A 7,297-nucleotide genomic window follows, 5' to 3' on the forward strand; every position below is an offset into this window, starting at 1 on the left:
CGGCGAAGCCGACGTCTACAACATGGGTTGGCAGAAGTACCTCGACGCCCGCGCTACTGACGAGCAGCGGCGCCGGCGGGAACGTACCAACGCCGAGCGCAAGGCCACCGCGTTGCGTGCCCAAGCCGCAAAGCTGGGCGCCAAAGCCACCAAAGCTGTTGCGGCGCAGAACATGCTGCGACGCGCCGATCGGATGATGGCCGCGCTCGACGAAGAGCGGGTGGCCGACAAGGTGGCCCGGATCAAGTTTCCCAGCCCGGCCGCCTGTGGGCGGACCCCGCTGGTGGCCACCGGTCTGACCAAGACCTACGGCTCACTGGAAGTGTTCACTGGTGTCGACCTCGCGATCGACCGCGGCTCCCGGGTGGTGGTGCTCGGACTCAACGGCGCGGGCAAGACGACACTGCTGCGGCTGTTGGCCGGTGTCGAGCAGCCCGACGCCGGGGGTTTAGAGCCCGGACACGGTTTGAAAATCGGGTATTTCGCGCAGGAGCACGACACCCTCGACGACGCGGCGACGGTATGGGCGAACATCCGCCATGCCGCACCCGATTCCGGTGAGCAAGACCTGCGTGGTCTGCTCGGGGCGTTCATGTTCAGCGGTAGCCAGCTCGACCAGTTGGCGGGCACGCTGTCCGGCGGTGAGAAGACTCGGCTGGCGCTGGCCGGCCTGGTGGCGTCGACAGCGAATGTGTTGCTGCTCGACGAGCCGACGAACAACCTCGATCCGGCGTCTCGCGAGCAGGTGCTGGACGCACTACGGAGCTACACCGGCGCGGTGGTGCTGGTGACGCACGACCCCGGCGCCGCCGAGGCGCTCGATCCGCAACGTGTCGTGCTGCTTCCCGACGGCACCGAAGACCATTGGTCCGAGGATTACCGGGATCTGATCGAGTTGGCCTGACCGCTTACCCGGCTCGGCTCGACGGATCCGACGCGCGGCCTCGTCGGTCGACTGGTCTCCCGACTCGGCTCGACGATGGCGCAGGCTATTTGGTCAAATCGGCCCGCCGCCGACGTCGGCTTTCTACGCTGTGTGCGTTGGGGATCCTTTTGAAGCGGGGAGGCGCCGATGAGGAAATCGAGAAAGACACGCGATCAGTTGCTGGTCGAGTTGCGCAGCGCTTACGAGGGCGGAGCCAGCATTCGTACCCTGGTGGCGTCCACCGGCAGGTCATACGGGTCGGTCCACAGCCTGCTGCGCGAATCGGGCACACCGATGCGAAGCCGCGGTGGGCCCAACCACCGCACCCGGTCTCGAGTCCGGTAGCTCGGAACTTTCGTCTCGACAACTTATCCCTGGCGCACCGAGCTCTCGACCAGATCGAGGACGGCGCTAAGGCGCTGCGGGTCTTCGCCGGAGGCCACCCGGGCCACCAAGCCGTCGAGCACCAAGTCCAGGTAGCACACCAGTACGTCGCTGGGGATGTCGTCGCGCACCCGCCCGGCCTGCTTCTGTCGACGTAGCCGATCGACCGTTGCCGCCGTCAGCTCCGCCGAGCGCTCCGCCCACCCCCGACTGAACGTAGGGTCGTGCCGCAGCTTCCGCGCGATCTCCAATCGCGTGGCGAGCCAGTCGAACTGGTCGGGCGCGGTGAGCATGTCCCGCATCACCTGGATGAGACCCTCCCGCGATGCGACCGCGGCCATCCGCTCGGCATCCTCGCGGGCCAGCTCGAAGAACAACGTGTCCTTGTCACGGAAATGGTGAAAGATCGCACCCCGCGACAAGCCGATGGCCTGTTCCAGCCGGCGCACCGTCGCCTGCTCATAGCCGTACTCGGCGAAGCAGCGACGAGCACCGTCGAGGATCTGACGGCGACGGGCCGCCAGATGGTCCCGGCTGACCTTGGGCACAAGCGTTCCGCTAGGTTCTCTGCGCCGCGCTTGCGATCGCCACGGTTCTCGCGTGGCGACCCGCTGCGCCCGGCTGCGCCGCGCTTGCGATCGCCACTAGCTCGACCTGAGCATGTTGCGCAGCACGTACTGCAGGATGCCGCCGTTGCGGTAGTAGTCGGCTTCACCGGGCGTGTCGATCCGCACCACGGCGTCGAACTCGACCGCGTCCTTGCCATCCTTGGCGGCCTTGACGTGCACCGTTTTTGGCGTCTTGCCGTCGTTGAGCGCCTCGATGCCGGTGATGTCGAATACCTCGGTGCCATCGAGACCCAACGATTCGGCGGTTTTGGCTTGAGGGAATTGCAGCGGGATCACGCCCATGCCGATCAGGTTGGACCGGTGGATGCGCTCGAACGACTCGGCGATCACCGCCCGCACGCCCAGCAGCAGGGTGCCCTTGGCCGCCCAGTCCCGCGACGAGCCCGAGCCGTATTCCTTGCCGCCCAGCACTACCAGCGGAATGTCTTTTGCCGCATAGTTTTGCGCAGCGTCGTAGATAAACGCCTGCGGTGCGTCGGGCTGGGTGAAGTCGCGCGTGTACCCACCGGAGACGACCTCCCCCAAACCGCCGAGCAGTTGGTTCCGCAGCCGGATGTTGGCGAACGTGCCGCGGATCATCACCTCGTGGTTGCCGCGCCGCGAGCCGAAGGAGTTGTAGTCCTTGCGCTCGACGCCATGCTCGTCGAGGTACTGCGCTGCCGGGGTGCCCGGCTTGATGCTGCCCGCCGGCGAGATGTGGTCGGTGGTCACCGAGTCGCCGAGCAGCGCCAGCACCCGCGCGCCGCTGATGTCGCTGACCGGCTCCGGGTCGGCGGGCATGCGAGAGAAGTACGGCGGCTTGCGCACATACGTCGAGTCGGCGTCCCACTCAAAGGTGTTGCCGCTGGGGGTGGGCAGGTTGCGCCACCGCTCGTCGCCCTTGAACACGTCGGCATAGTTCGTGATGAACATCTCCTGGTTGATCGCCGAGGCGATGGTGTCGGAGACGTCTTTCTGCGACGGCCAGATGTCTTTGAGGAAGACGTCGTTGCCGTCGTTATCCGCGCCCAGCGGCTGCGACTCGAAATCGAAGTCCATCGTGCCGGCCAGCGCGTAGGCGACCACCAGCGGCGGTGAGGCCAGATAGTTCATCTTCACGTCCGGGTTGATCCGGCCCTCGAAATTCCGGTTGCCGGACAGCACCGCGGCCACCGATAGGTCGTTGTCGTTGACCGCCTTCGAGATTTCCTCGGGCAGGGGACCGGAGTTGCCGATGCAGGTGGTGAAGCCGTAGCCGACGAGGTAGAATCCGAGTTTCTCCAAATACGGCCACAGGCCGGCCTTTTCGTAGTAGTCGCTGACGACCTGCGAGCCCGGCGCCATCGTGGTCTTGACCCAGGGCTTGGCGGTCAGACCCTTCTCTACGGCATTGCGGGCCAGCAGTGCTGCGCCCAGCATCACCGAAGGGTTGGAGGTGTTGGTGCATGAGGTGATCGCGGCGATCACCACCGCGCCGTGGTCGAGCACGAATTCACCGAGTTCTTGTGCCTTCACCGTCACCGGGTTACTCACCCGGCCCTTGGCATGCTTGGCGGCCGACTCCACCGGTTTGTGGTCGTCGGCGTGGCCGTTGGTCAGTGCCCCCGGGTCGCTGGCCGGGAACGTCTCGTCGACCGCCTCGTCCAGCCTGGAGTAGTCCTTCTTGTCTGGGTCGTCACCAACGTAGGTGGGGATCTGCTCGCGGAACGTGGACTTGGCCTTGGACAACGGGATACGGTCCTGTGGCCGCTTGGGTCCGGCGATCGACGGGACCACCTCGGAAAGGTCGAGCTCCAGATACTCGGAGAACTCTGGCTCATGCTTGGCGTCGTGCCACAGGCCCTGTTCTTTAGCGTAGGCCTCGACCAAAGCGAGTTGCTCTTCTTTGCGTCCGGTGAAGCGCAAGTAGTCGATCGTTTCCTGGTCGATCGGGAAAATCGCTGCAGTCGAACCGAATTCGGGACTCATGTTGCCCAGCGTCGCGCGGTTCGCCAGCGGCACTTCGGCCACACCTTCGCCGTAGAACTCGACGAACTTGCCGACCACACCGTGCTTGCGCAGCATCTCGGTGACGGTGAGCACGACGTCGGTGGCCGTAACACCGGGCTGGATCTCACCGGTGAGTTTGAACCCGACCACCCGTGGGATGAGCATCGACACCGGCTGACCGAGCATTGCGGCTTCGGCTTCGATTCCGCCGACGCCCCAGCCCAATACGCCAAGGCCGTTGACCATTGTGGTGTGCGAGTCGGTGCCAACACAGGTGTCCGGGTAGGCCACCCCGTCGCGGGTCATCACCACGTGGGCGAGGTATTCGATGTTGACCTGGTGCACGATGCCGGTGCCTGGCGGCACCACCTTGAAGTCGGCGAAGGCGCCCTGCCCCCAACGCAGAAACTGGTAGCGCTCGCCGTTGCGCTGGTACTCGATCTCGACGTTGCGCTCGAACGCATCGGCGCGGCCGAAAAGATCCGCGATCACCGAGTGATCGATCACCAGGTCGGCCGGCGCCAGCGGATTGACCTTGTCGGCGTCGCCGCCCAGATCCCCGATGGCCTCCCGCATGGTGGCCAAGTCGACAATGCACGGCACACCGGTGAAGTCCTGCATGACCACGCGGGCGGGCGTGTATTGGATTTCGATGCTGGGCTCGGCCGACGGGTCCCAGTTCGCAATCGCCTGGATGTGGTCCTTGGTGATGTTGCTGCCGTCCTCGTTGCGCAGCAGGTTTTCGGCGAGCACTTTGAGGCTGTAGGGGAGTTTCTCCGTGCCGGGTACGGCGTCCAGGCGATAGATCTGGTAACTGTTGCCGCCGACCGCCAGGGCGTTGCGCGCTTCGAATGAATTCACCGAATCTTTGCTGGTCACATCAACTCCCGGGATTTAGTTCTGCTCGCCGACGGGCCGTGCCGACAAGGCCAGTCTAACAGTACGCTTGTCCTGTATTCCACATTACCGCGGCCTGGAAGTTTGTCTGGCCGGCCAACTGCGGTTGTCCGCCGTCGTGCGCGGTACGGTCTTGGACCGTGACCACCCACGCGCCGCTTTACATCCCGGGCGAGATCTGCGGCACCATCGGTGCCGATCCGGCGACGCCGCCGGAGCAATGCCTGGCGATCGTCCAAGATCAGGTCACTGCCCACAACATCAGCGCGCCAGCGGCCGTCACGCCGGCACTGCTGGAGGTGGTCAACCAGGCGCACAACGACGGCATCGATCTCAAGATCGTCGTCCTCGATCACAACCCGCTGAACGACACACCGTTGCGAGACATCGCGACCAGGGTGGGCGCCCAACACACCGATGCCACCGTGCTGGTGCTCAGCCCGAATTTCGTCGGCACCTACAGCACACACTTCCCGCGGGCCACGCTGGAGATCGGCGAAGACAACGCCAAGACCGGCAACCCGGTGGTGTCGGCGCAGAATTTCCTGCACCAACTCAACACCCCGCAATTTCCCTGGACCGCGTTCACAATCGTGCTTCTTATCGGAGTGCTCGCGGCGGTCGTAGGCACCCGAATCATGCAACTGCGCATGAGGCGGTCGGCAACGTCGCCAGATGACGCCGAAGCGCACATCGAAGAAGCTGGCCAGAGCGTCTAACTCGCCGTATTCGGCTTGTGTCGCATAGCGGTGGCACCGCTACCGCGGCTGCGGGCAAATCAGTGATGTCACCGAACGGTCACAGTTGTCGGAAGAACACACTTGTAATTTGTTACTAAAGTTTCCATTGGGTCAGATGTGACTTACGGTGCAAAGGATGCTTTTGATCTAAATCGCGCTTCCAGTGATTACTGGGGCCGACGCCGTCCGCCCGCGTTGAGCCATAGGAGATCCAAGTCGTATGAGACGCAATTGCCGCGGCTCGTCTGTCCGACTGGCCACCAGGCTCACCCGCCGCGTCGCTCCGGTCGTGCTCAGCGTGGCGGTGATGCTGTGCATCCCCGGGCTGGCAAATGCCGACCCCGGCGCGGAGCCCAATGCTATGGCCAAACTCATCGCAGACGTCGCTCAGGCCAACCAGCGTCTGCAGGACCTCGGCGCACAAATTCAGACCGAGGAGGAGAGCATCAACAAGGCTGTGGTCGAGGTCGAAACCGCGCGCGACAACGCCGCGGCTGCACAACAGAACGTCGGGGCCAGTCAGCAGGCGGTCAAGGATGCCAACGCCGCAATCGCTGCTGCCCAGAAGCGATTTGACCGCTTCGCCGTCGCCAGCTACGTCAACGGCCCATCAGACAGCTACCTCAAGGCCGCCGGCCCCGACGACGTCATCGCGACCGCGGCCGCCGGCCAGACCCTGGCCGCCAGTTCCCGCCAGGTGATGGACAACTTGCAACGGGCTCGCACCGAGCAAGTGAATAAGGAGTCCGCCGCGCGGCTGGCCAAGCAGAAAGCGGATAAGGCTGTTGCTGACGCTCAATCCAGCCAGAACGCCGCGGTGGCCGCGCTGACCGACGTCCACCGCAAGTTCGGCGAGCAGCAGCAAGAGATTAATCGCCTGGCCGGCGAGCGTAACGCGGCCCAAGCCAGACTCGACGCCGCCCGCACTTGGTCGGCATCCGCGGGCGGACCGGGTGCCGGACCGCGGGCGGCGTCAACATCAGGGTCCTCCGGTGACCGGTGGGATCCGGCGGCGCCGGGCTCGCCCAGCGCACCCCAGGGCAACGGCGGCCAATGGGACGGCGAATGGGATCCCTCGCTGCCGATGGTGCCCAGTGCCAACGTCCCGGGTGACCCGATCGCGATCTTCAACAAGATCCTGGGGATTTCGGCGACCTCGTCTGAGGTCACCTCCAACATGGGCCGCAGCTTCCTGCAGCAGCTGGGGCTGGCTCCCACACCCACCGGCTACACCAACGGCCGGATTCCGCGGGTGTACGGACGGCAGGCGTCCGAATACGTGATTCGCCGGGGGCTCTCTCAGTTGGGCGTGCCGTATTCGTGGGGCGGCGGCAACGCGGCCGGGCCGAGTAACGGCATCGGATCAGGCTCCGGCACAAACGGTTTCGACTGCTCAGGCCTGGTGCTCTACTCGTTCGCCGGGGTGGGCATCAAGCTGCCGCACTACTCGGGTTCGCAATACAACTTGGGCCGCAAGGTCCCGTCGTCGCAGATGCGCCGCGGCGACGTGATTTTCTACGGGCCCGGCGGCAGCCAGCACGTGACGATCTACCTCGGCCAGGGTCAGATGCTCGAGGCACCCGACGTGGGGTTGAAGGTCCGGGTCGCGCCGGTTCGGACCAGCGGTATGACGCCCTACGTCGTCCGTTACATCGAGTACTGACGCGTGAAAGGACGTATGCGCCGCAGGTTTATAGACGGCGAGGGGATGCGCCGGGCCAGGTTGGTCTGGTCGATTCTGGCCGCGTCCGGTC

General features: G+C 64.9%; 6 protein-coding genes. 4 read left to right on the plus strand and 2 right to left on the minus strand.

What is annotated here, in order from left to right:
• Together WAN71_RS10955 and WAN71_RS10960 are read left to right on the plus strand one after the other, a co-directional pair.
• On the plus strand, nucleotides 1–904 hold a 904-nt coding region (locus tag WAN71_RS10955; RefSeq protein WP_422225347.1), incomplete at its 5' end, for an ABC-F family ATP-binding cassette domain-containing protein.
• A gap of 168 nt (nucleotides 905–1,072) precedes the next feature.
• Nucleotides 1,073–1,270, plus strand: coding sequence for a helix-turn-helix domain-containing protein (locus tag WAN71_RS10960; protein ID WP_422225348.1), 198 nt, complete (start codon nucleotides 1,073–1,075; stop codon nucleotides 1,268–1,270).
• 23 nt (nucleotides 1,271–1,293) lie between these two features.
• On the opposite strand, the gene WAN71_RS10965 is transcribed toward WAN71_RS10960, so the two are convergent.
• Complete coding sequence (locus tag WAN71_RS10965; protein ID WP_422225349.1) at nucleotides 1,294–1,857, minus strand: TetR/AcrR family transcriptional regulator; 564 nt, start codon at nucleotides 1,855–1,857, stop codon at nucleotides 1,294–1,296.
• 96 nt (nucleotides 1,858–1,953) lie between these two features.
• Nucleotides 1,954–4,785 carry an aconitate hydratase gene (locus WAN71_RS10970; protein ID WP_422225350.1) on the minus strand — a complete coding sequence of 944 codons (2,832 nt, stop codon included), beginning with the start codon at nucleotides 4,783–4,785 and terminating at the stop codon, nucleotides 1,954–1,956.
• 182 nt (nucleotides 4,786–4,967) lie between these two features.
• On the opposite strand from WAN71_RS10970, the gene WAN71_RS10975 reads away from it, so the two are divergent.
• Together WAN71_RS10975 and ripA are read left to right on the plus strand one after the other, a co-directional pair.
• Nucleotides 4,968–5,522 (plus strand): DUF6676 family protein, encoded by a 555-nt coding sequence (locus WAN71_RS10975; protein ID WP_422225352.1) that lies wholly within the window; start codon nucleotides 4,968–4,970, stop codon nucleotides 5,520–5,522.
• A gap of 241 nt (nucleotides 5,523–5,763) precedes the next feature.
• On the plus strand, nucleotides 5,764–7,206 hold the full coding sequence (gene ripA / locus WAN71_RS10980; protein ID WP_422225351.1) for an NlpC/P60 family peptidoglycan endopeptidase RipA: 1,443 nt from the start codon (nucleotides 5,764–5,766) through the stop codon (nucleotides 7,204–7,206).
• Nucleotides 7,207–7,297 lie beyond the last annotated feature (91 nt).

The sequence above is a fragment of the Mycobacterium sp. genome (assembly GCF_049280035.1).
Lineage (GTDB): Bacteria > Actinomycetota > Actinomycetes > Mycobacteriales > Mycobacteriaceae > Mycobacterium.